Here is a 22,576-nt window from a genome sequence, read left to right on the forward strand (position 1 = left end):
GCACCTGCATGTTTGTATTTTCCACTAAGAAGGCAACCGAGACCCGGAATCTTGAGGCCAACCAGGCTCAGTTTCAGGAGCTTCAGTTTGCCCGTAATGCCAGCGCCCAGGCAGTGGCTGATTTTATCGCACGCACGCGGGTGCGTGGTGAAGCCGCTAACGCGCCAATTCTGGATGCGGTAAACGCGATCGACGACATCCGCCGCCTCTATAAGGCGTATGACCAAACAGTGCTAGCCGAATTTGAGCCTAACACCGAGTTTACGCTGCTGAACGACCTGATGCCGCTGTCGCGCTCCGTTCGCCTGGAGGAATCAGTGTACGAGTACGCCCGCAAAGGCGGTCGCGGCTGGGCGCATACGTCAATGTCCGGTCAAATTGGTGCCGCGCTTGATGCCAAGAGCTACACCTTCGACGGCACGATGGTGCCGATTCACGACAGCGGCTTCAAATTTAACTGGCGCGACCCGGTTTTCAACAAAGGATCCGCACTGTCATCACTCGCTGATGCACAGTCTGGCTCTGTTGATGATGTTCGCCGCCAGTATGTGAACTTTATCTGGGATGGCTTCCGCGACGCTGCTGGCAACTTCATTAAATTCGACGATTACACTTGGAAAGGATTGCGGGCAGATGAGCGCGTAGCGCAAATCACGCTGAGCTTTAACTTTGCAACAAGCTCAGATCCGAAAGCTATTCGCCAACAGGCAATCGCGCTGCGTGACGTGCTGAAGTTACAAAACCTGCAGTATGGCAAGCAGACCTGGTATGTCTCCAGCGAAATCATGTCGAACTGGGAACAGTACTATGACGTGAACTCGCTGCGTACTGTTCTGGAAGAGATTCTGAAGCTGTCAGGCGTTGAGGCAATTAAGGAAGATGCCGAATTAACTGGCAATGAAATCCTTATCGTCCCATTGGGTGCTGGTGTCATCGCACCAATCGTAGGCCAGGCATTTGGCACCGTCGCCGATCCGCGTCAGTTCTATAACAGTGATTACGTGTGGCGCACTTGGGGCGCTGCAGGCCTGATGGTCAAGCAGGACATCAATGGGCACTTCTCTGTCGTTCACGCTTCAAGCTAAGGAAACATCATGGCACTCGTAAAGGTATTAGCAGCAAACCTCTTTGCCGGTGCCGGCTTCCAGAAACTGGAGGCTGGTCAGGTTTATGACGTGGATGATTCGGTTGCTGAAAAGTGGATCGCCAGCGGCAAGGCGGAGAAAACCAGCGAGAAGAAAGGCGAGAAGCTTACCTTTGAAGTGGCAACTCCGTCTGCACCTGTAAGCACTGATACATCGGTGCTGCAATCGAAACTCGATGACGCGCTGGAACAGGTCAAAAAACTGCAGGATGACGCTTCGAGCAAAGATAAAGAGCACGCAGCCGCTCTGGAAGCAGAAACCAAGCGTGCTGACGAAGCCGAAGCAGCGCTGGCGGCCGCAATCAAAAAGGATAAGTAACCATGGCAGTGCAGATAACGGCGGCGCAGGTTAAACAGCAGTTATCTGCGCTGGGTTACTCCGTCCCGGACTTCATGATTGATGCCTACCTGTGCAAGTTAGGCAGTATCAGCATGTGCCTGGAGGCGGCTGGCTACGATGAATGCGATCTGATGCTGATTCAGGTGTACGCCGTGACGTTGATGGCAATCACCGCATACAGCCAGCGCATCAAATCACAGTCGGCGCCTTCAGGGGCGTCCCGGTCATTCGATTACAGCGGTGATGTGAAGACTATGCGCAACACTCTCGCCGCGCTGGATACGTCTGGCTGTACGTCAGCACTACCGATTGATGTAGGCAGCAGCGTTGGGTTCTTTGACGTTGTGGGAGGCTGCTGATGTGGATTCCCGTATCGGAAAGGTTACCCAGGGCATTCAGCCGGGTGTGGATTAAAACAGATACCGGCGCTCAGGCTACCGGATACCTTAATGAGGCTGGCGAGTGGCGGATTAACTGCCCTCGCATCGCTGCTGAAAAGCCCACTGTAATCAGTTGGAGGGAGTGACATGGCTCAGGTTGTTAATTCACTGGTAAGCGCCTTAAACGTTCAGGTGGTCTATCGAGTTGATGGCGAAACCAAAGTTTTCAGTGAGACCGTAGTTTCACCTCTCGTGATTGATCGCTATCTCAGGCTTGAAATGAGCGACACCATCGGGCTGTTCGTTCCCGTTGGTAATGGCCAGCAGGTAAATGCGCTGAGCATTGAATGGTTTGAGATTGAGCGGGTAAGCAGCCCTAACGGAGGATGAATGTCTAGCCTTGCTTCATGGAGCTATACCGCACAGGCGACCATCTGGAAGCCTTTGGGGCTGGATGAGTACGGCGATTCTCTTGGCTGGTCTGAACCGCTGGTGATTGCTTGCGACTATCAGGGTGGACTGAGTAAGCGGTTAGGAGCTATTGGCGGTGAGAAGGTTGTAAAGAACACCATATGGACGGAGTACGCACTGGCAGATACCGGTGATTACATCCTGATTGGTGCTTCGAGCAATCCAGACCCAATCGCCGCGGGCGCTGATGAGGTTATGCAGGCAATTCGCTATGCAGACACCTTTGAGCGGCTGGTTGATGATTATGCAATTCTGACGGGGGGCTGATATGGGAGTAAAGGTCCACGGCATCCGCCAGGCTCAGCAGAACCTCAACGCACTGATTGGCGACATTCAGGGCAGAAAGGCAGTCAGGGCCATTCAGAGCGCTTTAATTATCGGTTCTTCCCAGGCTGCGCTTTATACACCCATCGACACCTCCACGCTCATCAACAGCCAGTATCGATCGCTTAATCTCAACGGGACAAAGCTTACCGGGCGCGTAGGCTACTCGGCTAATTATGCGGTGTATGTTCACGATCCAAATGTTCCACAAACATTCCGACGAGCAACCGCCCAAAAGGAATTCCTTACGAAAGGCTTTGAAGATACTCGCGAGCTTATCGACAGGACTATCAAGAAGGAGATGGGCATTTGAACCCTCCTATGCATGTCAGGCTACGCAATTACTTTGTTGATGCTGGCTTAACGGGTGGACTCACAACTCAACTACTGGTCTGGAACGACAGCGGCGACCTGTCAGAAGCGTTTATCGTATTCCGGCCAAACGGCGGCTCAAACATACGGAATGAGCTGGGTGCTGAGTATTACGTGATGGTTGACGTGATAGGCTCAAAAGGCAGCAACGGCGCGGCAGATAGTGCGGTTCAGGCCATTATTCAGCGCATCCAGGATAATCCGCTACCCAATGACTGTATCGGCTACATCGAAAACTTCGGCGGGATACCCGCTCCCGTACTAACCGCCGAAGGCCGCCTGGTTTACCGGCTTCAGTTTGCAATCAAATACGGCGAATAGCCGAAAATCCAAAGAGGAATGAACTATGGCAATTTGCCAAACCGACAACTCCAAGTTGTTCGGTCGCGCGATCGTGCTTGAAGTTGCCGATGGCTGCGCCGACACCGTCCCGCAGGAATCAGAGTGGAAAGCTCTGGCAGCCGGAACAAGTAAAGGTTTCGACTTCTCACCTAATAGCGTCACGTCTGACGCCGACGACACTAAAGGTTATGTCGAAAACATCGTGACCAATGCCGATTTCACTATCTCGTTTGAAGGTGAGGTTCGCCGGAATGACAAGCTCGACCAGTACGGTGTTGGTCGCCTGATTAAGTATTTCAACACCGAAATTCAAGCAGCCCGCCAGCCTACATTGTGGGTGCGCATGGAGTTCGGCCCGGTCACGTTCACTGGCTACATGCTGATCAACGCACTTAGCTCGGACGGCGGAACTAACGACATCATCACGTTCTCCACTGAGTTCAAAGTGGCGGCAGCTGACACTATTCAGGTTGTGGATACCGATGACACGGTGCCAGCTACTGGCGTAACCGTGACTCCGGCCACCTCATCTATCGCAGTCGGTGCGACCCGCCAGTTAACGGCAGCTGTGGCACCGGCTGACGCAACGGATAAATCAGGCACATGGAAAACTTCGGACGCGAGCAAAGCGACTGTGAGCTCTACCGGCCTGGTCACGGGCGTGGCTGCTGGTTCAACTAATGTGACGTTTACCACGAACGACGGTGCATACATTGGCACCACGGCGGTTACGGTCACTGCTGCTTAATTGTCATTTCAGGGGCTCTCCTCGGATGGCCCCGAAAATGTCTGTTATCGGATTAACTTATGACACCACAGAAAGAGATCGGCGAATGCCTGATAAGCCACGGCGAAAATGATTACTTTTTCCGGCCTTCATTTGAAGCTATGTCGCGTATTGGAGAGCCGGACGAGATAGTTAAGGCATTTTATGATCTGCATAACGATGAGGTCACACCGCTTCTTCAGCGTGCTCTGGCGGCATACGGCAAGATACCGTCCTGGCTGATGGATTATGTGAATCGCAAGCAGGTAGCCAAGCCAGCCATGATGGCCGCCATTTCAGTGCTAACAGCCTGCTGCGAACGTGACCCGGCGTCGTTGACCGGCGAGATTATCCCGGGACGTTCTGGGCGGTGGGCATTCGTTTATCGCAAAGGGGCGATGCCTCCTGGTGACATGGTGCTGATCGCTCAGTCGCTCATAACCCACGGCATTATCGGCAAAGCAAAGGTGCGCCAGCTACAGCGTCACGAAAGTGGCCAGTCTACTACGGAGTTCCGTGCTTTCGACTATATCAGCGCCGCCCGTAACCACTTCAACATGAGCCGCACCGACGCTGAGCAGCTAACAATGACCGAGTTTCAGATGCTGCTGGCAGCCAAATATCCGGATCAGAAGGGCTTCACGCGTGAGGAATACGATGCGGTTGCAGATGCCTACCTTGCTAAAAAATCGAGAAAAATAAGTACTGTTTAAATTTACACTGATTTTTTGATCAGATTGATAAAATTAATTACTGGATATTAAATAGCATAATAATATTTTATATAGAGAAATTATTGTGCTTTCCACATTAGAACGTTGGGTTTCTTTTTACGAGTTCAAAGTTAAACCTAGCCACGATGAAGCTCCTTTTTTACCTTTCGCTGACGTCGTGCAAAAGATGCAATCGCTTTATAATCAAGGTAATGCATTCAAAATGTCTAACAATGACACAAGAGCAATGCGCATATCTGATATGAATTTTAATCAAGCAGACAATTGTGTCACATTGCTCGTCCAATTGTGCGACACAAGAATGGCTGACCCTGTTTTCGGTGATCTTAATAGTGGAGCATTAAGGGAAGAGCCAAAGCTAGCAGGTGAAGGCATTGCCGTATCGGCTCACTTCTTGATCAGCTGCAATCCTACTCATAATTCAGCCGATCATTACAAGGCTTTGGTAGAGTGCGTGCCAGGAATTACTAAGAGTTCAATAGAGCCTTTCTTAAATTATATTTTTAGGAAATCCTATTATAATGAAGAGTTTACTAGCCCCTTAAGCGGTAGCGTCTATAAACTAAGGCCAGTTCTGGACTTGTTTTCACATGCCTCTGAAACCTTAGAAGAGAGTTTGCTTGGGTCAAGGTTGCAAGGAGTACGGTTAGTTAGCACGTCAAAACAAGAAAGCATGGATAAAAACCCATATACTGACATGGTTGAGAAGGCCATAAAGCTAAAAATAGTTAAACAGCCGGGTGTTACTGGCAGGAAGAGACTTCTAGCTTCACTTCGCGGTAGAGCAGTAAGAGAAGGTTACAACAAGTTAGTAATCAGCTATTCAAAAGATGGAAAACAGACCAGCGTCGACCTAGATGTCAGAGAAGATGCTGCTACAAAATTGTTCACGAAAATGGAAAAAATCATCCTTCCTGATGGGATTAAACAGTGTGAGCCATCAATCCATGGGGATATGGAAGCTAGAATGAAAAGGATGCTTTAGGATCTTGCTAAGGAGTAAGTAATGAAGTTGCTTGCACCACTCAGGTATTTGAGTATCAGGCATGATGAAAAGAGGCGGTATGACCTCTGGTATCCACTCGCTGGCGCAACGGTGTTGACCCTAATCTACGCCTTACTAGAAGTGCCTTTCAGCTTGTTGGGCAAAAGTGGTTTAGTTCCACAGGTTAATGGTTTATTGCAGGTTTTGATCGGATTTTATATTGCGGCTCTAGCGGCAATTTCTACTTTTTCTAGTGCCACTATTGATGAAAAGATGGCAGGTACACCGCCTGTTATTAAAGAAATGTATAGAGGAAACTTGATTAATGTACCTCTAGCCAGACGTAGATTTCTGTGCTTCTTATTCGGATATTTGGCCTTAGTAAGCTTTGTCGTCTTTGCTTGCGGCGTTCTTGCCTCACTGTTTACTAAACCAGCCGTTGACTTCATCACCGGTATTCCAGTGAATTATGCATTGCCAACTTTAAAGGTGATTTTTCTGTTTTGTTATTCTTTTGTGCTTTTCAATTTAACTACAACCACATTGCTGGGTCTTTACTACCTTTCTGTAAGGATACACCAGCCTAATGATTAGGCGTTCTAGGATGGCGTGTGCTTTTACATCACCTTGCTGCCACACCATGCTAGGATTAACCCCATCATTTACGTTTGGGGATAAGGATATGAAGAAAGCATTATTTGCGTTATTGATTGGGTTTTCATCAGCGGTGGTTACAGGTTGTATGCCTAAGGTCGACCCTGTTGATTACAATCAAAGATCACTTCAGCTTGCATTAGGCATGTCAAAATCTGACGTCATGCAGATAATGGGCGCGCCGCGTAGAACAGATGTTAATCAAGAAAGAGAGCGTTGGATATATTGGAATAAAATTGCATATGGCTACGCTATCGTTGATAACGAACAGATGGCAACCGACCGGCTAACTGTCACGTTTGTTAGTGGAAAAGTTACCAAATGGGGCCAGCAAACTTTGACAGATGACATTATGGAGTCAACCCAAAAAACAGCTCAAGCATATGCAGATGCTGCGAAAAAGTAAGCTATCAAAATTAGAGATAGCATGAATTTAATAACCTCGCTCCGGCGGGGTTTTTTTATGCCTGGAGAAAAGTGAATGGCGAGCGATAATCAGGTTGGAAGCCTTGTTTATGAGGTAGAAATGAACGTGGCGCGGCTGCTTGATGGTCAACGTCAGGTTAACGATCGCCTCGATAAAATGGAAAGTGGATTTGAAAGGACCGGCAAGGCTGTCGATAGCGCTGAAAAATCATTTTCTTCACTTAGCCGGGTAGCCGTAGCGTTATCTGCCGCAATCTCAGTAACTCAGGTTGCTGAGTATGGTAATGCATGGGTAACGGTCAACAATAAGCTTGCCAACTCATTACGCGCAACTGAACAACTGGCTGATGTAACACAGCGCGTCTTTGATATATCCCAGGACACCCGTTCCAGCCTTGAGGCGACTGCAACCCTTTACGGCAGGCTTGAGCGTTCTACAAGAGCGGCAGGAACAAGCACTGCTGATTTGATAAAGCTTACTACGACGATCAACAAAGGACTTGCAGTATCCGGGGCAACAACGGAGGAAGCCAGCTCGACCATGACGCAGCTTTCTCAGGCACTGGCGTCAGGCGTCCTGCGTGGTGAAGAGTTCAACTCCATCTCAGAAAACGGTAGCAGGCTAGCCGTTGCGCTGGCTGATTCACTTGGCGTGACTATTGGACAGCTTCGCGGGATGGCTGCCCAAGGTAAGTTAACCACAGAGGTTGTGGTTAACGGGCTGCTGAAACAAAGTGATGCCATTGCGAAAGAGTTCAGTAATACAGCGTTGACTATGGGTCAGGCGTTTACGGTTGCCACTAACAACATCACTAAATTCGTCGGAGAAAGCTCAAGCGTACAATCGACGATTAATGTGTTTAACAGCGGCGTTATTTCCCTCAGTGAAAACCTGAACGCGGTTTCCGGCGTTGTTACTGTTCTGGCCGGTATTATGGGAAGCCGATTTGTTGGTGCTCTGACGATGGCTACGGCAGCAAAAATAAGTGCTGTGGCCGCGTCAAGACAACAGACCATTGCAGAAAATCAGGCGGCACAGGCGGCGCTGTCTTCGGCGGCAGCCACCACCCGGCGATCTTTTGCAGACAAGGAAGCTGCAATTTCGGCTATGAATTTGGCCCAGGCAGAATATAACGTTGCGAGAGGAAGTTCGGCAGAAGGTTTGGCGCTCGATAACCTGACTGCTAAGAAGTCAGCATCTCGCCTGGCTTCGCTTTCACTAGCCGAGGCTGAATTAGCTCAGGCCGCTGCAACAACCAGAGCGGCTGCAGCTTCAAGCGCCGCCTCTACAGGGATGGCCACACTACGTGGCGCACTGGCACTTGTCGGTGGTCCGGCAGGTGCCGCGATGCTGGCTGGGGCAGCAATATTCTATTTCTACCAAAAGGCTCAGCAGGCAAAGCAGGAAAGCATTGATTTTGCCGACAAGCTGGATGGCGTTATTTCCAAAATGAAGGAGATGAGCCAGACGCAATTGGGAGCAGAAATTGCCAAAGCTGAGCAATCGATTATTGATCAGAAAGATGCCATCACAGGACTGCGCGGCGAATTATCTGCGCTTGAAGAGAAAAAAACGTTTATTGAGCAGGCCGCAAGTATTCGCGGTGCCGCCGCTGTTGCTGAGGATTATCAGCAGGTGCAGCGAGACATAGCGATTCAGGCCGGAAAAGTTGACTCTGCAGAAGGCAAGCTCAGCCAGACAGTGAGCAAGACAGGGCTAATGCGTGCGCAACTTAATGGCACCCTGGCACAGGGAATAGACCTGCTGAAAAGGGATAGCGATCAGGCTGGTGTGGCTGCTGGGCTGATGAATCAATTTGGTAACGCTTTAGATTTTGCGAGCAAGGCGAAAGATAAATTTAACTCCACCAGTCTGCAGTTGCCGCGCAGTGACAAAGCTGATGCCTATAACAAAGACCTGGCTGATGAAAATACCTTGCTCGCTATTACTGATAAGCGATTGCGGGCAGTAACCAAAGCAAGAATGGAGGCAGCCGATAAGGGTGGCAATCAGAATCAGGTAAATGCTGCAGGACAACTGGCAGGCGCTCAGTATGATCTGCAACAGGCGGAGATAGCCCGTAATAAAGAAACCAAGGCTGGTATCGCAGAAGGGAAAAAAGCAGCAACTCAGGCTGAGAATATTGCTCAAAAACTGGCAAACCTTAAGCAGCAATCTGAGCTGGCCGGTGACTCTACACGCGAACTCAGTCGCGATCAGGCCATTCTGACTGCTCAGCAGTCGCTTGGTAGTGCGGCTACTCAGAGCGATATCAAGCTCGCTGGTCAATACGCTGCTGCAAAGTGGGACACAGGTAATGCCATTCGCGCTCAGGCTGCGGCTGAGAAGCTCCTTCCTGAAGCCAAAGAAAACGCCAGCTATAAGCAGGATGTTGCAGATCTTCAAACGGCGTTCTCAGCGAAAAAAATCAGTCAGCAGCAGTTCAATGCCACCTCTGAGAAGCTGGAGCAAGAGCATCAGGTAAACCTCGCTAAAATCAGAGCTGAAACCTCCGCTGGCATATCTCCCCTTCAGGATGCACAGGGCGCTATTGACCCGGTTCAGGCATTAGCGAACGAGAATGCCCGCAAGTTGGCTTTGATTCAGGAGTTTGAAACAGAGAAAAGTGCTATCACGGCTAATGGTCTGGCGCTGATGAATGCAGCCAATACTGAGTACGAGCAGGCTCGCATTGATGCAGCATGGAAGATTTGGGAGAACCAAAACCAGACGAACCAGCTTCTGGGTGGTGCTATTGACTCGCTGCAAGGTGGGGCGACGAATGCGATCACCGGGCTTATCAACGGTACGCAAAGCCTTCAGGAATCGCTGGCAAATATTGGGTCAACAATACTGAATAGCGTCGTCAGTGGCCTCGTAGAAATGGGGCTTCAGTACGTCAAAAACATGATCGTAGGTCAGGCAGCCGCCGCCGCGGCGCTTGCTGCAACTACAGCGCAAGCTACAGCGGCTGCGGCGGCTTGGGCACCAGCTGCAATCAGTGCTTCAATTGCAACACTCGGTTCAGCTTCGACTGTTGGGACGGCTGCTTACAGCACAGCCCTGACGGCATCAAGCGGCTTGGCTATCGCAGGTGCTCGCAAGAATGGTGGACCAGTAACTGCTGGCTCAATGTATCAGGTTGGTGAGAACGGCATGCCGGAGATTTACCAGGCCAGCACCGGCAAGCAGTACATGATCCCCGGAGATAACGGGAAGGTGATCAGCAATAAGGATTTGTCAGGCTCTGCTGGTGGTGGCTCGGTGATACAGCAGGAGGTCAATTTTCATATAACTACCACTGGCGGAATTGACAACGCCACCATGCAAAAAATGGCAGCCATGATGAAAACCGTTAGCCTGAATACCATCAAAGACCAGCAGCGCCCCAGAGGGTTATTAAGCAAAGGGTAAAGCATAAATCCATTCTTTCATTGAGAGTAGATATTCACTTTTTCTTTGATAGATGCGCTTCAGCCTCGACCATCAGAACTCGAGCAAGATTGAGGGCTGCCATAAATTCTGGAGATTGCTCATCTTTATAAGGAGCAGCATCAGTGTAGGCCGGAATGGCGGTCAGCCCTACCTTTGGATGCTCTTTTTCATCTAGAGCATCCTGTAATATTTGTACTATTTCTGAATTCATTGACCTGCCGTTTGCTTTGGCGCGCTCAGCTATGGCATCACGCATCCCAGCCGGCAACCTCACGTTGAATCTATCCATCTCTTGGCTTGGGTAATTGCTCATATCTTTACCAAAAAAGTAGGTCATAAGACGTATAGGTTGATAGTAGCACCTACTTGACACCATCTAAAATAGTGGTAAATTGGTTCTAGTACCAAGTTGACATCATTAGGGGGGTGACACAATGCAAGATGTACTTTATACCGGACGTAAAAATGAAGTTTTCAATCTGCGCCTACCGGAGCGCATGAAGGAAGATATCCGCCGCATGGCTGAGATGGATGGCATTTCGATTAACTCGGCGATCGTGCAGCGACTGGCTAAGAGCCTGCGTGAGGAAAGAGTGAATGGTCAGTAAAAACGACGAAGCCCCAACTGCGCTAACAGTCAGGGCCTCTAATTTGTCAGTCAACTTTTGCGAGAAAACTAACATGAACATTGTAGCTAAATCAGATCTCAACTTCCACGGCATTCAACTTCAACCAGTCGCAAATCTGAACGATGTATGGCTGACATCAGCGGATATTGCTCATGCACTGCAGTATAAAAATGCCAAGTCCATTACCAACCTGTTTAACCAGAACTCTGATGAATTCAGCAATGAGATGACTCAGGTCATTGAATCAGTGACCACAGGAAACTACAGGAAGAAAGTGCGCGTTTTCTCCCTTCGCGGTGCTCACCTCATCGCAATGTTCGCCCGCACCTCGGTAGCAAAAGAGTTTCGCCGTTGGGTGCTAAATATTCTGGATCGCGAAGTAGCTGTCAATGTGCCAGCGGCTAACGTGCCAAGCGAGCGTGAGCGTCATGCTTATAACGTTGACGCTCTGGCCCATCACTATCAGGTGATGTATGAGGCATGGAAAAGCCAGATTGAGCCAGCGCTGCGCGCCATTGAGTCACCATTGGCGGGACACCTGTGCGACCGGTTTCAGGATGGAAAAGTCTTTATGAGTTATGTGAAGCAGGGTGCGGAGAAGCAACTGCTGGAAGGCGAAGAGGCAAGGATTCGGTGAAGCCCAAAAAGAAAAACCGCCAATGTGGAGTTGGCGGTTATCAGGTGTCAAATCAAACTTCGAGGTTTAAATGACTGGATTTAATTTATCAAATAGCTTTGGCTCTGTCACTGAAAAAACTATCGACTCCCAAGAGTTGCTGTCGCTGGTTAATCAAGCCCGCACTTCCTGTGATGAGAAAGCAGTGCGTAACAATGTCTTCATTGAGCGCATAAAGGATGAACTTGACGGTGAGACCTACAAAATTTTTGTAGGTCAGAAAAACGGCGCGGAAATTGAAGTTGCAGAAATGACCATAAAGCAGGCGATTCGCGTGGCAGCCCGTGAGTCTAAGGCTGTTCGCCGTGCATTGGTCGATAAGCTGGAAGCTATGCAGCAGGCGCATATCGAGAAGAATAAATCAGGTAGTGGACTCGTTGAGTATCGTTTAGCAAAGGCAGAGCAACTCAAAGCGCAGGCATTGGAGAAGAACATCGCATCAGCGCGTGACCTGATGAACATGTTCCCTCGCTTAGGTGATGCAGCCAATCAGGTTATCGTGGCCACGTTGGTAAACCCGCTTCTCGGTGTTGAAGTAGTTCCACTCCCTGCGATTGAAGAGCACTACCATACGGCAGGTGAGGTTGGCGCAATGATCGGCGTTAGTTCTCAAAAGATTGGTCGCGTAGCTAATGCCAACAACCTCAAAACGGACAAGCATGGAAAGTTCTTCTTGGACAAATCCCGGCACTCCGATAAGCAGGTCGAAGCGTTCCGCTATAACGCAGAGGGCATCAAAGCATTGAAGCATTTAATTCATGGTGTTGATGTTGCCTAAATTGAAACACCCATAACGACCCGCTACGGCGGGTTTTTATTTGGAGTACCTATGCCAGAAACTTTCACATGGAGCCCACAAAAGGGCTTCACGGTTAGCCGTGCGCCAAACGTGTCTGTCGTGAAGCTCGGCGACGGCTACGAGCAGCGCCAGGCCCGCGGCATTAATCCGCTGATGGATAGTTATTCGCTGACGTTTATCGGCTATGACGATACAAAGTGTGTACGACCTAACGCGGCGAAACAGGCCGAAGCGTTCCTAAAATCGAGGATGGCAGTGGAGTCATTCTACTGGTCATCCTCCGACACCGGTACGCAGGCGCTGTTTGTATGCCGATCCTGGTCTATGAAGAAAACAGGCGGTCAGTACGAACTGACAGCAACATTTGAGCAGGTGCCACGATAATCACGGAGAAAAAAATGAAGGTAATTATTTTTGCAAAAGGTACAGAAATATGGGCGCGAGATACTCTGTCAAAGGAAAACCGCCTATCACTAAGCTTTTTAAAGGACGGCACACAGCAGCAAATCATTGCCGCCCTTGAAGAATCACTTACACAGGCGAGAGCCCAAAAGGATTTATCCTATGATGTTGATGGAGTAGCGAATATTAGCCCTGTGACCAGCGGGTAAAGCTAAAACCACATTCCAGTAACCGGTACTCGGAACTGTTATGTTTGCCGGTAGCATTTTATAAAACCCCCCATAATAGCGGCAACTCCTGCCACTTTTATAATTGGAGTAATTTGTATCGTCCATAACCAACACATTTATTTGATGAGAACACTGAACGGAGACAGTGCTTCCGCCGTCCATGTATTCTCTACTGTGTATATGTGACATGCATTATTCCTTTGAGAGGTAATCAGCCATTCCTCATTGCTGTGTGCGCCCATGCCCCGAACATGGACGGGCTGAATACTCAACATATCCTTAACGGTCTATCAGCGAAATCCTGATATTCGATCAGTAACTAACCAGCGGTCGCCATAGTGTGGCCTTTTTTTATGAGCTGAATATGAGAGATATCCCAGCAGAACTAATCATCGAAAGCACCGATGCTGGCGTAGGCGCGATGCTCGACTTGTTCGAAGTCGATCTACAGGCGTTCGGCGGCGATGTCATCCGCTTCCATGCAGGCACGAACGGCTATTACGGTAACGTCATCTGGCAGGGCCGACAGTACTCAGCCTATCCAATCGCGGTTGAAGGTTTTGAAACCAAGTCAGAGGGAACCTATTCTCGCCCGACGATGAAGGTGGCGAACATCTCGGGCCTGATTACCGGCATCAACCACGATTTTGATGATGCGCTTGGTGCGGTAGTAACGCGCCGGCAGGTGCTTGTAAAGCATCTTGATGCGGTCAACTTCCCGAACGGTAACGCCGATGCTGATCCGACGATGGAAGCCGTGTCCCGCTACGTCATTGAAGAAATGGCAGAAGAGACGTTCGAGACGGTGACATATAACCTGGCCACGCCGGTTGACTGCGACAACGCCATTATCCCGGCGCGTACCATTCTGGCTGATGTATGCCAGTGGGTTTATCGCGGCGACGGCTGCGGCTATTCCGGCCCGGCGGTAGCGGACGAGAAAGACAATCCGACCTCTGACCTGTCAAAAGACAAATGCTCAAAGCACCTGCGCGGCTGCGAGTTCCGCTATCCGAAGCCTAACCCGAAGCCGTTCGGCGGTTTCCCCGGATCTAGCAAGGTGTCCTGATGAGCATAGAACAAGAATGCCTGGAGTTTGCCGCGGCATCTGTCGATGAAGTCTGCGGACTGATTATCGATGGCGAACGCCTGATGCGATGCAGAAATACGCATCCTGAGCCGGATCGGCATTTTCGGATAAGTGATGATGACTGGTTAGAAGCAGAAGCGGCGGGAGAAATCACCGCCGTTTTTCATTCTCACCCAATGGATAAATTGGTGCTTTCCGGTGCTGACCGGCAGGCGCAGAGCGCTACTGGTGTTGACTGGTGGCTAGCCAGCGGCGGCAGGATCCGTAAATTTCGACCTGTCCCACATCTGCTTGGCCGCAGCTTTGAGCACGGCGTTACTGATTGCTACACGCTTTTCAGGGATGCATACCACCTTTGCGGTATCGATTTACCCGATTTCGAGCGCTCAAACGGCTGGTGGGTTCGAGGCGAGAACCTGTATCTCAACAACCTGGCGGCCAATGGCTTTCGTGAGATATCAGCGGCAGATATCCAGCCTGGCGACGTCATCATCCGGCGTGCGTTTCCTGAGTCTGACCCGTGCCACGCAATGATCTGGCTGGGCGATAACACTGTCCTGCATCATGAGCAGGCCGGACGCCTTAGCTGCCGCGAGCCTTACCGGCAAGCATACATAAAACTCACCCACTCCATATGGAGGCACGAGCAATGCTCAAATTTAGATTTGCGGGGAGTCTTCGACGACATTTCCGCCAGATCGCTTTAAACGTTGATACGCCTTCACAGGGGCTGCGCCTGTTGCTGGCCCAATGCCCGGCGTTCAAGCGCGACTTCTATCGCACACGGATCAGGATGCGTGTCGATGGCACTGACGTATCAAGCGACACCCTGGTGCTCCATATGGACAGGCATCTGCGGGACGGTGCAACGGTTCTTTTCGTGCCGATCGTAGAAGGCGCATTTGCAGCAGCCGGGTTTGCGGTGTGGGCGCTGGTAGCCGTAACGGTGGCCTCGGTAGCGTACTCGCTCTACATGACATCGCACATGAAGACGAAAACAAGCGCAGATTCGGCGCAATCCAACTCAATCACGAACAACTCATTTACCAGCGTGGATAACCGGATCGGCCAGGGGCGCCCGGTGCCACTTCTTCTCGGTGAGATGGTAGTGGGTTCTAACGTTATTTCCCTCGGTATCGACACTTCGAACAATCAGGATTGGTCGATCTCCATCAGCTAAGGTGACACATGAGCTCAGGCGGCGGCGGTGGCAGCACTGCAAAACTTCTCGACGATAACCTCAAATCAAAGCAGTTTCTTAAAGTTCTCGACCTGATCAGTGAAGGGCCAATTTACGGGCCGGTAGACCAGAGTCACCTTTCATCATTCATGCTGAACAAAACACCTGTCACTGACGCCTCCGGAAACGTGAGCATCAACGGCGTGAGTGTAGCCTGGCGGCCTGGCTCTGCTACACAGGCGCCAATAACCGGTTTTTCTGCTATCGAGTCAACGACCATCGTTAATGCTGCTGTAACGCAGAGCACGCCGCTTGTCAGGACGGTTACAGATACTGACGTGACGCGAGTGCGCATGAATATCGGCGTTTCTGGTTTGGTAGAGCAGGACTCGAAAGGAAACCAGAAGAACGCCTCGGTAACGATGGTGATTGAGACGCGCACCGGTAATAGCTCATGGCAGACGGCAAAAACGGTCACGATAACCGGTAAAATATCTGGCGAGTACCTGGAAGCGCACCTGATTGATGCTCCGGACACGAAGCCTTTTGATATCCGCCTGCGCCGCATAACTGCCGACAGCACAAGCGACCTGCTATCAAATGGCACCGTCTGGAACAGCTTTACTGAAATCACTGACGACAACCTGTCATACCCTTATGCGGCGGTGGCCGGCTGTGTTGTGGACCGTGACCAGTACACCGACACGCCGACTCGCACCTATCATCTGCGGGGGATAATTGTCGATGTGCCGGATAACTATGATCCGGTTGCTCGTACATATGGCGGTATCTGGCTGGGTGGTTTCAAGTCTGCCTGGACAAATAACCCCGCCTGGATTTTCCGCGCACTGGTGAAGAATACGCGGTACGGGCTGGCAAAGCGTGCCGGATACATCGACGTTGACGACGGCAGCCTGTACGTTCTGTCGCAGTTCTGCGATCAGCTGGTAGACGATGGTTATGGTGGCAAGGAACCACGCTTCACGCTCAACGCCTATGTCACTGAGCAAAAGAGCGCACGCGACCTGCTGGACGATATCGCCGGGATGTTCCGGGGCATTGCGCTTTGGGATGGCCTGCGTTTCTCCATCATGCTCGACAACCCAAAAGACCCTGTAGCACCGGTGACTAACGCCAATGTTGTTGACGGCTTTTTCACATACAGCTCAATGAAACGCAGCGAGCGATTTAACGCGGTTGTAGTTTCATGGACTGATCCGGATAACGGTTGGGAGCAGGTGAAGGAGTATGTTTCCGACGATGAGATGATTGACCGATACGGTTACAACGAAACGACGCTGGAAGCGTTCGGTTGTACATCGCGTGGCCAGGCGTTCCGCGCCGGTAAATGGCTATTGGAAACAGCTAAAAGAGAAATAAAGAAAGTTACATTCAAAATGGCGAGAGACGCGATCGCCTTTATGCCTGGCGACGTTATTGAGGTTGCGGACAATAACTACGCTGCGACTCGCCTCGGTGGCCGCATCATCTCCCACAGTGGCGCGGTTATTACCGTTGATGCCGATGTATCAGAGCAGGCCGGTGGCGGCGATACAATGTCCATTATGGGTTCTGATGGCAAGTTCATCAAACATCAAATTGCCAGCGTCAATGGCAAAGTGATCACGCTCCGCAGCACGCCCGCCTGGGTAAAAAACGGTACGATATTCGTCATCTCAACCGGTTCTGTCGCGACTCGCCTTTTCCGTGTGATGGGCGTATCAGAGGATGATAACAATTCGGTTTACTCCATCTCCGCAACGCTGTACGACCCGAACAAACAGGCGATAGTAGACGAGGGCGCTGTTTTCGATATCCCGAACGATACACTCAACGGGTATCGCGTCCCGAACATCGAAAACCTGCGGATCATCAACACCAACAGCGAGACTGTTCAGATAACAGCGACGTGGGAAACAGCCACGCTAACGAAAAAAATTGTGTTCGAGCTGTATGTTTATAACGATGTAGGTGCCGTGGTTGCGCAGTATGAAACCGACCAGTTCCGTTATGATTTTTACGGATTGGATGCTGGCAGTTATACACTTGGCGTGCGTGGACGCAATGAGAATGGCATGAAAGGCGCGGAGACACAGGTAAGCCTGGTGATAGGCGCACCCGGTGCACCAACATTCATCCAGTGGACGCCCGGCATATTTTCAGCCGATATCGTGCCGGTTATGAGCGTAACGGCCACGACTGATACCTCGTTTGAATTCTGGTTCACCGGAGAAGTGCCGGCAGGCAGCATCGGTAACGTCGAGAGCGAGGCGCAATTCCTCGGCAGAGCCTCGCAATGGACATTGCACGGGCTAAAGGCCGACAAAACGTATTACATGTATGTTCGCACCAAAAATGCGTTTGGTGTTTCTCCTTTCGTTGAGGTTAGCGGGCAGGCATCGGCTGATATCCCTGGCATGATTGATTATATTGATGAGCAAATCAGGAAATCAGAGACGTTTGAGCGCCTGAGCGGGCAAATCGACACGAATATTGAAGGTATGCTGCAAAATGCTCTCGACAATAACTCATCAGTCGATCACCAGTTTCAGCAATATGGAGAGGTGAGAGCCGATATTCTGACCGTGCGCACGACCATTGCTGATGTTAATAAAGCAATGGCGGAGCAGAGTACGCTGGTGCAGGCGCAAATTGGCGATTTGACCTCTTCTGTAAATCAAAAATTGACGGCGACAGTTAATTCTGATGGCACCTCCAGTGCGTTTTATGATGTCGGCTTGCAAATCTTAAGGGGCGGCCAGTATTACAAGACCGGCATGGCGATGGGAATTGAGCCGTCAGGAAGCGGCTATAAATCGACAGTTGCTTTCAGTGCGGATCAATTTGGTATCTATTCGGGTAATACCCCGGGCAGCTATCAGCTGGCTTTTGCGACTGTAAATGGACAAGTGTTTATCAACGACGCTTTCATAAACTATGCGTCAATAACTCTCGCTAAAATTGGATCATGGTATTCGGCAAATTACGTGGCGGGACAAACCGGGACAATCATGAAATCAGACGGGACTTTCGAAATGAACGGCGCGGTCGCGGGGCAAGGAAGGTTAAGAGTTACAAACAATCGTATTATTTCCTACGATGAAAATAATAATGCTGTAGCAGTGATGGGACAGCGATTATGAGCATGGGATTTCAGGCTTTTATAAAAGGAACGTCACTTGACGTCCTTAATGCTATGTCATATAACTTTGTTGCAGATGTTATTGATGTTTCTGGCTCTGGCAGCAAAACATATTCGCTTCCCGGCTTTACCCTTTCTGCGGCCTTGATGAATACGTTTTCCGCAGCTGGAACGGACTCACGCAGCTATTCAGTATCTGTAAACGGGCAGGCGGTGTCATGGAATGTAGCCAATCCGTGCAAAATGATGGTTACTGCCACGCCCGTTTCTGGTGCTGGCAGCAATCTTTATTTCGGCTTCACGCTTTATGACTACAGCACGAATCCGCCCACCTTCAAAATAGCACCTGACTTTACTCCCTATAACCTGGCTCAGGTGATTGACCTGACGCCGGGGTACGGACAAATCCTGCAAACAAATGTACCTGCATCCGTGCCGATGATCGCCTTTCATCGTGACCTGAATGGAGGTTATGACCATGTCTGGTGGGAAGAAGTAAATCAGAACGGGTACTGGTCATTGAAATTCAGGGGTAACACAGGTCTGAATGCAATGCAGACATGTAGAATTTACTTGTTTGCAAAGATGATGGTTAACGCACCGAGCTGGGGCTTCTTCCTTTACCGGCAAGGTCAGCTGGTCTGGCATAACAACTGCCTGCCGTTAAAAATGTCCATTTTAAACGGGGGAACCACGACATCATCTGTACCTCTTGCTTCGACAAACGGTGTGACTTCCTGTGTCTTCCAAATGAACGATCCGGCATTCCCCGGAAACGGAATACAGTGGTTTGAGTGCGCCAGCGGTGGGGTGAATTCTGCAGGTAACTATGCTGTAACGGCCAATGACCGCTATCAGCAAAATCAGGTAACCGGCAGCTCGCGCCCAGCAACTTGGGTGGCAGGAACTATCGGTTATATTGAATGCAATGTTTACGACGCTTATTACAGACAGGCGCTGGGCTTATAGCTTGTCACATTCTGACGTGTCTACGAACTGTGATTTATCCGTCCATGTATAAAAAGGATATCCGGCCATATAACGGGAGTCCTCTTTTTTAAAGACGGCAATGTCATAAACATGATTGGTGATATTTGCTTTGTTATAGCAAATCGGAGGCGAGCCGGAAACGCATCCAGAAAGTGAACATAGGCTGATAATGATAGTGATAATCTTTTTCATCTAATTTCCTTTTGTTTGGAGGTATTTAATAACATTTATTTTCTCTTTAAAGCAAAGATTAAACCATTAATTTAGTGCCATATCGGCTAATTGGCTTAAGATACCCATCTATATTTTCGGCCGACACCACGCGGCGAACCTGGTTATACAAGGAGAAAACTATGGCGGCAGGAACTATTGCATTAACGAACAACTCTACAGCGGTATCGGGAACCGGAACCGGATTTAAATCAAACCTGAATGCGAATGATTTTATTGTCGTGGTGGTCGGCGGGGTTACGTATACACTAGGTGTCAAATCAATCGAATCAGATACCGCCTTGACGCTTAACGCAGCATACACTGGCCCTACAGCATCCGGCGCGGCGTGGTCGGCGGTTGCAAATCAGACGCTTGTAGGCATTACAGCTCAAATAGCTGCGGATACAGCGCGCGCCATTCGAGGGCTGAATCTTGATAAGGCCAACTGGCAGCAGGTTTACAGCGGTACCGGCAATGTCACCGTCAAACTACCAGACGGGAGCACATACAGCGGCCCATCGTGGAATTCAATTACTAACCTGATTGCCGGCAAAGCAGATTTGACGAACGGTGCGGTCGCTATTTCGCAGGGCGGCACCGGGGCAAAAACTAAAGCTGATGCGTTAGTTGCCCTGGGTATTGGAGCTACAGACACGCCTACATTTGGCGGAGTTAATATTAAAGCTGCCGCTCCATCTATGAATTTCTTATACAACAACAGCACCTCAACTACATCAAGGTTCGTTCAATATGATGCGAGTAATGTCGCATTGCTTGGCGCTAACTTCAGAGCACCTAAATATTTAATAGGTGATGGCGCAAATGGCGCACTCGAATTTACTCCTGATTCTACCCTCAGCACTATCACAATGAGCGGCGCTCCAGTTCTCTTTAAGAACGGCATTGCAGGGGCTGGATCAAATGGTGTGAAAGTAAACAACTACTGGAACATGCTTTATAACGGCACACTGAACTGGTTCATTAACAACAACAATGTCGGGTACGTTTCAGTTACGACGTCTGACAGAAATCTCAAGAAAGATATCGATTATGACATCGACTACGCAGACGATCTTAAAAAAATAATGTCAGTAAAACCGGCGGCGTTTGTCTGGGATGACGGTCGCGAAGACAAGAGCATAAAGCGCGGTTTTATAGCGCAAGACTTGTATGAAGTCGCTGATGACATGGCGCTCAAGCCTCTGGACATCTGGGGTGTTGAAATGCTGCCGCTGCTGAGTAGGCTGGTAGGTGCCGTCAAAGCCCAACAGGAAATTATCGACAACCAGTCAACAGAAATTAACGAGTTGAAAGCCCGCATGAAAGCCATCGACGGACTCGACGCCTGACCATTCAGCCAGTTGCCATGCTGCCCAGGTCTGAACTACTGTATATAAAAACAGTAAATAAAGGAGGGCATATGGCACGCTATGACGATATCGGGACGGCATACAGAGAAAGCATCAAAATAAGCCCACAGGGCCGCCGCACGGTCACTACAGTGGATTTTGTACAGAACCTGGCAAAGTACAATCATATCTGGACGCTGCGCCAAGCTAATGAGTGGATAGAAATCTACCAGTGCAGCTTTAAGGACGTATCGACTGAAGAGGGCGACCGCCGGACTTTTCAGCTGTTCAATCCCAACAACGGGGACTTTTGATGGGCTTCCAGTCACCGGCGCAGGACTACGTTGAGTCACGCATCGATTTGAACAATCTGTTCATCCTGCATCCATCCGCGACCTTCCTCATTGAGCGCGGCAATCTGAGCTATGTTGTAGACTCGTCTCTGAATCCGGCACCAGGCGATGAGGTTTGCTACGAGCTGTTCGGGGAGCAGGGGATCGGCAAGATGATGGGCCGGGCGATAATCACGCCGGACGGAGATGCGATTGAAGGTTCGGTGCTGGACGACCTGCTGATCCATGGCGTAGTCGTTCTGCAGGTGATGAAAGTGTGGGATGACCGGCTGCCATTTTGATGAGACAGATCTGGGACACGCAAAGGCTTGTGACCTTTTCCAAGCCTTTGCATGTTTTGTCATCATGGGACGTGTGAGCGCGGCAGGATGCGGTAATTTATTGATTTAAAGTATGAATTGTCGCTTCCGACATGCGGTGTTCCGGGTCAAGACGATCAATAGGCATCAGGTTCTCTCTTGTTATCACTTTAGTGGCCGATAGCCTGGCATAATGCCTGCGTGGTTGTCATCCCTCAGCATTCCTGTCGGCGGCAGGAGAATGCTATGCTGGCGCTCTGCCTTACTTTTTCTGCCTGGATTGATTATGCCCGCCATTGACGATCTTTTTCTGCGCCTGTCGCGCTCGCCGTTTCGGCAAAAATTCCATTTAGGCCACCGCGAATACCGCTATTGCCTGGACAAGGGCGAAGAGGAGATCGTCGCGCATGCTGCTGACTTTATTCGTGAGCGCCTTGCTCCCGCAGAGCCTGTTAATGACGGCAAGCAAACGCCGATGCGCGGTCATCCGGTATTTATTGCCCAGCATGCCACGGCCACCTGCTGTCGCGGCTGCCTGAGCAAATGGCACCAGATACCTGCGCACCAGCCGCTAACGGCAGCGCAGCAGGCGTGGGTTGTGCAGGCGATCCTGCACTGGCTGCGGCTGGAGATGCAGCGGCCGCAGCCTCCCGCGCCGCGCCGCAAAAAAGACCCGACAAAGGATAAACAGCTCAGGCTGCTGTAAGGCCCGTGGCGGGATGTGGCTATAAAAACGAAATATGCATTAACAAAGTTAATTGAATTGATAAAGGGAAAGGCTTGCGATTTTACCGGTAACATTCTAGTTTTGCTCTGGCAGGCAAACCCACTGGTAAAATAAGGGGTATTC

The 22,576-nt window shown here is 50.2% G+C and carries 30 protein-coding genes; 27 read left to right on the forward strand and 3 right to left on the reverse strand.

Annotation, left to right across the window (positions count from 1 at the left end; all coding sequences use genetic code 11):
* The first annotated feature begins 8 nt into the window (after window positions 1–8).
* The 13 genes from AB6T85_RS00990 (at window position 9) to AB6T85_RS01050 (ending at window position 10,353) form a co-directional block, all read left to right on the forward strand.
* A complete protein-coding gene (locus tag AB6T85_RS00990; RefSeq protein WP_369894620.1) occupies window positions 9–1,085 on the forward strand; it encodes a major capsid protein in 1,077 nt (358 codons plus the stop codon).
* Window positions 1,086–1,094: 9 nt separating this feature from the next.
* Window positions 1,095–1,463 (forward strand): hypothetical protein, encoded by a 369-nt coding sequence (locus tag AB6T85_RS00995; protein ID WP_369894621.1) that lies wholly within the window; start codon window positions 1,095–1,097, stop codon window positions 1,461–1,463.
* A 2-nt stretch (window positions 1,464–1,465) separates the two neighbouring features.
* Window positions 1,466–1,843 carry a DUF7370 family protein gene (locus AB6T85_RS01000; protein ID WP_316554246.1) on the forward strand — a complete coding sequence of 126 codons (378 nt, stop codon included), beginning with the start codon at window positions 1,466–1,468 and terminating at the stop codon, window positions 1,841–1,843.
* A 168-nt stretch (window positions 1,844–2,011) separates the two neighbouring features.
* Window positions 2,012–2,254, forward strand: coding sequence for a hypothetical protein (locus AB6T85_RS01005; protein WP_118663647.1), 243 nt, complete (start codon window positions 2,012–2,014; stop codon window positions 2,252–2,254).
* A complete protein-coding gene (locus AB6T85_RS01010; RefSeq protein WP_369894622.1) occupies window positions 2,255–2,602 on the forward strand; it encodes an uL10 family ribosomal protein in 348 nt (115 codons plus the stop codon).
* A 1-nt stretch (window position 2,603) separates the two neighbouring features.
* Window positions 2,604–2,972, forward strand: a complete 369-nt coding sequence (locus AB6T85_RS01015) for an HK97 gp10 family phage protein (protein WP_369894623.1) — start codon at window positions 2,604–2,606, stop codon at window positions 2,970–2,972.
* Window positions 2,969–3,352 (forward strand): phage tail termination protein, encoded by a 384-nt coding sequence (locus tag AB6T85_RS01020; protein WP_369894624.1) that lies wholly within the window; start codon window positions 2,969–2,971, stop codon window positions 3,350–3,352. The genes AB6T85_RS01015 and AB6T85_RS01020 overlap by 4 nt, the downstream gene beginning before the upstream one ends.
* Window positions 3,353–3,377: 25 nt before the next feature.
* Window positions 3,378–4,121 (forward strand): Ig-like domain-containing protein, encoded by a 744-nt coding sequence (locus AB6T85_RS01025; RefSeq protein ID WP_369894625.1) that lies wholly within the window; start codon window positions 3,378–3,380, stop codon window positions 4,119–4,121.
* Window positions 4,122–4,180: 59 nt separating this feature from the next.
* The gene (locus AB6T85_RS01030) at window positions 4,181–4,852 is read left to right on the forward strand and encodes a DUF6246 family protein (protein WP_369894626.1); all 672 of its coding nucleotides are present in this window, start codon (window positions 4,181–4,183) and stop codon (window positions 4,850–4,852) included.
* 85 nt (window positions 4,853–4,937) lie between these two features.
* On the forward strand, window positions 4,938–5,858 hold the full coding sequence (locus AB6T85_RS01035) for a hypothetical protein (RefSeq protein WP_369894627.1): 921 nt from the start codon (window positions 4,938–4,940) through the stop codon (window positions 5,856–5,858).
* A gap of 21 nt (window positions 5,859–5,879) precedes the next feature.
* Entirely contained in the window at window positions 5,880–6,452 is a 573-nt protein-coding gene (locus AB6T85_RS01040; protein WP_369894628.1) for a hypothetical protein, read from the forward strand.
* An 88-nt stretch (window positions 6,453–6,540) separates the two neighbouring features.
* Window positions 6,541–6,918, forward strand: coding sequence for an outer membrane protein assembly factor BamE domain-containing protein (bamE, locus tag AB6T85_RS01045; protein WP_369894629.1), 378 nt, complete (start codon window positions 6,541–6,543; stop codon window positions 6,916–6,918).
* A gap of 75 nt (window positions 6,919–6,993) precedes the next feature.
* Window positions 6,994–10,353, forward strand: a complete 3,360-nt coding sequence (locus AB6T85_RS01050; protein ID WP_369894630.1) for a tape measure protein — start codon at window positions 6,994–6,996, stop codon at window positions 10,351–10,353.
* Between the two features lie 34 nt (window positions 10,354–10,387).
* Here the strand turns inward: AB6T85_RS01050 and AB6T85_RS01055 are convergent, their stop codons facing one another.
* Window positions 10,388–10,687: an Arc family DNA-binding protein gene (locus AB6T85_RS01055; protein WP_369894822.1), complete on the reverse strand. Its 300-nt coding sequence runs from the start codon at window positions 10,685–10,687 to the stop codon at window positions 10,388–10,390.
* Window positions 10,688–10,808: 121 nt separating this feature from the next.
* On the opposite strand from AB6T85_RS01055, the gene AB6T85_RS01060 reads away from it, so the two are divergent.
* The 5 genes from AB6T85_RS01060 to AB6T85_RS01080 all read left to right on the forward strand — a co-directional run bounded on the left by AB6T85_RS01060 (window position 10,809) and on the right by AB6T85_RS01080 (window position 13,089).
* Window positions 10,809–10,982, forward strand: a complete 174-nt coding sequence (locus tag AB6T85_RS01060) for an Arc family DNA-binding protein (protein WP_369894631.1) — start codon at window positions 10,809–10,811, stop codon at window positions 10,980–10,982.
* A 73-nt stretch (window positions 10,983–11,055) separates the two neighbouring features.
* Window positions 11,056–11,640 carry a BRO-N domain-containing protein gene (locus tag AB6T85_RS01065; protein WP_369894632.1) on the forward strand — a complete coding sequence of 195 codons (585 nt, stop codon included), beginning with the start codon at window positions 11,056–11,058 and terminating at the stop codon, window positions 11,638–11,640.
* A gap of 70 nt (window positions 11,641–11,710) precedes the next feature.
* Entirely contained in the window at window positions 11,711–12,457 is a 747-nt protein-coding gene (locus AB6T85_RS01070) for a hypothetical protein (RefSeq protein WP_369894633.1), read from the forward strand.
* Window positions 12,458–12,508: 51 nt separating this feature from the next.
* Window positions 12,509–12,862: a phage tail protein gene (locus AB6T85_RS01075; protein WP_369894634.1), complete on the forward strand. Its 354-nt coding sequence runs from the start codon at window positions 12,509–12,511 to the stop codon at window positions 12,860–12,862.
* Window positions 12,863–12,876: 14 nt separating this feature from the next.
* Window positions 12,877–13,089 (forward strand): Rrf2 family transcriptional regulator, encoded by a 213-nt coding sequence (locus tag AB6T85_RS01080; RefSeq protein WP_369894635.1) that lies wholly within the window; start codon window positions 12,877–12,879, stop codon window positions 13,087–13,089.
* On the opposite strand, the gene AB6T85_RS01085 is transcribed toward AB6T85_RS01080, so the two are convergent.
* Entirely contained in the window at window positions 13,036–13,299 is a 264-nt protein-coding gene (locus AB6T85_RS01085; RefSeq protein WP_369894636.1) for a DUF1883 domain-containing protein, read from the reverse strand. The genes AB6T85_RS01080 and AB6T85_RS01085 overlap by 54 nt on opposite strands.
* A gap of 175 nt (window positions 13,300–13,474) precedes the next feature.
* Here AB6T85_RS01085 and AB6T85_RS01090 point away from each other — a divergent pair, with 175 nt between their 5' ends.
* Genes AB6T85_RS01090 through AB6T85_RS01110 form a run of 5 tightly spaced genes read left to right on the forward strand, consistent with a single transcriptional unit; the run spans window position 13,475 to window position 19,491 of the window.
* Window positions 13,475–14,179, forward strand: coding sequence for a phage minor tail protein L (locus AB6T85_RS01090; protein ID WP_369894637.1), 705 nt, complete (start codon window positions 13,475–13,477; stop codon window positions 14,177–14,179).
* Window positions 14,179–14,907, forward strand: a complete 729-nt coding sequence (locus tag AB6T85_RS01095; RefSeq protein ID WP_369894638.1) for a C40 family peptidase — start codon at window positions 14,179–14,181, stop codon at window positions 14,905–14,907. Before AB6T85_RS01090 ends, AB6T85_RS01095 begins: the two co-directional genes overlap by 1 nt.
* Window positions 14,850–15,380 carry a tail assembly protein gene (locus AB6T85_RS01100; protein WP_369894639.1) on the forward strand — a complete coding sequence of 177 codons (531 nt, stop codon included), beginning with the start codon at window positions 14,850–14,852 and terminating at the stop codon, window positions 15,378–15,380. The genes AB6T85_RS01095 and AB6T85_RS01100 overlap by 58 nt, the downstream gene beginning before the upstream one ends.
* Window positions 15,381–15,388: 8 nt before the next feature.
* Window positions 15,389–18,523, forward strand: a complete 3,135-nt coding sequence (locus AB6T85_RS01105) for a TipJ family phage tail tip protein (protein ID WP_369894640.1) — start codon at window positions 15,389–15,391, stop codon at window positions 18,521–18,523.
* Window positions 18,520–19,491: a hypothetical protein gene (locus AB6T85_RS01110; protein ID WP_369894641.1), complete on the forward strand. Its 972-nt coding sequence runs from the start codon at window positions 18,520–18,522 to the stop codon at window positions 19,489–19,491. Before AB6T85_RS01105 ends, AB6T85_RS01110 begins: the two co-directional genes overlap by 4 nt.
* Here the strand turns inward: AB6T85_RS01110 and cor are convergent.
* On the reverse strand, window positions 19,486–19,704 hold the full coding sequence (cor, locus tag AB6T85_RS01115) for a phage exclusion lipoprotein Cor (RefSeq protein WP_369894642.1): 219 nt from the start codon (window positions 19,702–19,704) through the stop codon (window positions 19,486–19,488). The two genes, AB6T85_RS01110 and cor, sit on opposite strands and share 6 nt — an antisense overlap.
* Window positions 19,705–19,865: 161 nt before the next feature.
* Here cor and AB6T85_RS01120 point away from each other — a divergent pair, with 161 nt between their 5' ends.
* The 4 genes from AB6T85_RS01120 to AB6T85_RS01135 all read left to right on the forward strand — a co-directional run bounded on the left by AB6T85_RS01120 (window position 19,866) and on the right by AB6T85_RS01135 (window position 22,432).
* Entirely contained in the window at window positions 19,866–21,074 is a 1,209-nt protein-coding gene (locus AB6T85_RS01120; RefSeq protein ID WP_369894643.1) for a tail fiber domain-containing protein, read from the forward strand.
* A gap of 71 nt (window positions 21,075–21,145) precedes the next feature.
* On the forward strand, window positions 21,146–21,388 hold the full coding sequence (locus AB6T85_RS01125; RefSeq protein ID WP_369894644.1) for a DNA polymerase V: 243 nt from the start codon (window positions 21,146–21,148) through the stop codon (window positions 21,386–21,388).
* Window positions 21,388–21,708: a S24/S26 family peptidase gene (locus AB6T85_RS01130; protein ID WP_369894645.1), complete on the forward strand. Its 321-nt coding sequence runs from the start codon at window positions 21,388–21,390 to the stop codon at window positions 21,706–21,708. The genes AB6T85_RS01125 and AB6T85_RS01130 overlap by 1 nt, the downstream gene beginning before the upstream one ends.
* 304 nt (window positions 21,709–22,012) lie before the next feature.
* Complete coding sequence (locus tag AB6T85_RS01135; protein WP_253453664.1) at window positions 22,013–22,432, forward strand: DUF4186 domain-containing protein; 420 nt, start codon at window positions 22,013–22,015, stop codon at window positions 22,430–22,432.
* Window positions 22,433–22,576: the final 144 nt, after the last annotated feature.

Source organism: Erwinia aeris (genome assembly GCF_041224955.1).
Lineage (GTDB): Bacteria > Pseudomonadota > Gammaproteobacteria > Enterobacterales > Enterobacteriaceae > Erwinia > Erwinia aeris.